Below are 2,404 nucleotides of genomic sequence, written 5' to 3' on the forward strand. Positions count from 1 at the left end.
CCCTTTCCACCTTTTGCGTCTCCTGCAAAGCTTGATGTACCTCGTCGGTAACTTTATTCATTTCGGTTAGCTCATTATCCACTTCCTTAAGCTTGAGCACCGACGATAAAGCCAGTAAATCATCTGAATAGCGGTAAATAGAACGTTGCAGTTGGCTCAACTCCTGGTGTTGTAGTTTGCTAAGGGTTTCCCAGTTATCTTCCCGAAATTGCCCTAGTGAGGTAACAATTCGGAAAAACTGCTTAGAAAGCTCTTTTACTTGCTGGGCGGTAAGGGCAGCCATACGTTAAAGGTTAAAATTTAGACAATACCTGCATTCGTTGCAGTTGGCTAGTGTAGTGCGCTAGAACTTCAATAGCCGTTTGTTGTTGTAAACTATTCCGCTGTTGGTAGACCGCTTGGTGTCCTTCGCTTACTGTTTGTAAAGCTCCTACAAACTGCTGTAGCTGCTGCTGCTGAGCTTCATACACTAGCACCTGATCCATGTACTCCTCAATTACCTGCTTCCTTTCCAGAAACGATTGGGCTGAATCTAGCAATTCGCGAGAATAAGTGAATGACATTTTTTGCTGGCGATCAATAGATTCTACCAGTAAGTCAGTCAGTACGAATTGATAAGCTTCCAGCAGCGTTTGCACCGGAGCGTTCGCACGAGCAATTAGTTCTCGTGCTTTCTTCCGGCGATTGCGTTCAGTAAATCCAGTTAGACTAAGCTGCGCCAGTTCTTGATAAGCCGACACCAAATCGCCCTGCTCAGCTAACCACGGGTGCGACTGCAACGCGGCACCTAATGGGGCCAAAGAGGTAGCTGACCTTCCCGAGGCAACTAACTGATGGAGTGCCAGCAAATAGTGCGTGAGTGCTTCGCGAATCTGTATGAGTGTAGTATCCGCTTGCTGTTGTAATGCACAGCCTTCTTGAAAACTGCGAGTAAGCTTGCCCTCCTGGAGAAGTAACATTCGCTGCCGTTGCTGACAAGTTTGATAGAACGTTGGTTCCAGTTGTGCGCCCTGGGCTAAAGTTTCAGTAGCTTCGGTTGTAAATTGCTGAACGTGAGAGAGTGAATAGCAGCCGGATACAGCCAAGCTACACAGGACTACAAGCAGTCGCATAAATTATATTTATTTTACTCAGCTTTAATAGAGGAGAATCCAGATTTATCGAAGTACGTTTTTCGGGGTTCTCCCCGGTACTTCACGGCGGCACCAAAGCCATTAGCTTCGGCTCGTAGCCGTTCACTAGCATTCACCCGTACCACTCCCGTACCATTTACTTCTACATCCGCCTCTTGGCAAGCTAATTCAAAAGCATCAATGGTACCCGTACCATCGTTGACAATATTAATTTCTCCCGCCTTTCCCGACAGATACATATTAGCCGTTCCGGCTGACTCGATATCTAGCGATGCCACATCTAATTTTAATTTCACCTTTCCCATTCCTTCTACTTGCAGACGAAATCGATCGGAGCGAATAACATCTTCAGAGGAAACCTGAACTAACCCCACAACTTCCAGACTACGCAATGCAGGATAACCGACATACGCTTTAATCTTCGGAGCAATATCAATCCAATCATTACGATTTTGCTCGTAGGTAATACGTAAAGTACGCCCCCGCACTTCCGTTCTGATCTGCTGCAAATCGTCTTGTTCCGATGCTTCGAGCCGTAGGTGAGGATTATTATCTTGGTATAACACAACTTCGCCTCGTCCAACGAATTCGACCTTATCAAAGTCAGCTAAATCTTCGTAAGTTTCGTGTTGAGCAAGTGTGAGAGGCGAATAAAGTAAGCCGACCGACAAAAACAGAGATAGTAACAGAAAAAATGAATGAGTATACATGAGGTTGTGTTTTTTCTTTAGATACGAAAATATGAAATATTCGTTCTCTTTTGTCTCCGTACTATTTCTGGTGCTAGGATTTACCTTTCTGCTATTCGCCTGGTCTTCTCCGTCGAGTGATGGTGCATTAAGCCAAGAGTCTCCTACGTTTGCGGTGGTAGAGCTATTTACCTCTCAGGGCTGTTCTAGCTGCCCTCCGGCAGATGCTTTGCTCAGCAATATTGCTCAGAAGGCCGAACAGCAAGGCTTACCTATCTATGTGCTTTCTTTCCACGTAGATTACTGGAACCGCCTGGGGTGGAACGATCCCTATAGTCAGCCAAACTTTAGTGAGCACCAGCGGAAATACACCCAAACTTGGCAAAACGCGCAGGTGTATACGCCCCAAATGACCGTAAATGGTGAACCCGGATTTGTAGGTTCCCGTCAGCAACAGGTTTGGCAAGAAATCAGTAGTGCATTAAAGCAGCCCATTCGCGCTTTTATAGATTTACTAGTAAATGCCAATGAGAAACAAGTTTCCGTTACGTATCGGGTGAGCGGTGATTATCAGGGAAAGAA

At 45.8% G+C, this 2,404-nt stretch carries 4 protein-coding genes; 1 reads left to right on the forward strand and 3 read right to left on the reverse strand.

Annotated features, from left to right (window positions below):
* The 3 genes from WBA23_RS03370 to WBA23_RS03380 form a co-directional block, all read right to left on the reverse strand.
* On the reverse strand, positions 1-283 hold a 283-nt coding region (locus WBA23_RS03370), incomplete at its 3' end, for a hypothetical protein (RefSeq protein WP_424580836.1).
* A gap of 10 nt (positions 284-293) precedes the next feature.
* A complete protein-coding gene (locus WBA23_RS03375; RefSeq protein WP_424580837.1) occupies positions 294-1,112 on the reverse strand; it encodes a hypothetical protein in 819 nt (272 codons plus the stop codon).
* Between the two features lie 14 nt (positions 1,113-1,126).
* Complete coding sequence (locus tag WBA23_RS03380; protein WP_424580838.1) at positions 1,127-1,843, reverse strand: head GIN domain-containing protein; 717 nt, start codon at positions 1,841-1,843, stop codon at positions 1,127-1,129.
* Positions 1,844-1,874: 31 nt separating this feature from the next.
* Between WBA23_RS03380 and WBA23_RS03385 the strand changes: the two genes are divergently transcribed.
* A partial coding sequence (locus WBA23_RS03385) for a DUF1223 domain-containing protein (RefSeq protein ID WP_424580839.1) occupies positions 1,875-2,404 on the forward strand: 530 nt, incomplete at its 3' end.

Origin of the sequence: Tunicatimonas sp., assembly GCF_049647865.1 — a bacterium.
GTDB lineage: Bacteria > Bacteroidota > Bacteroidia > Cytophagales > Cyclobacteriaceae > Tunicatimonas.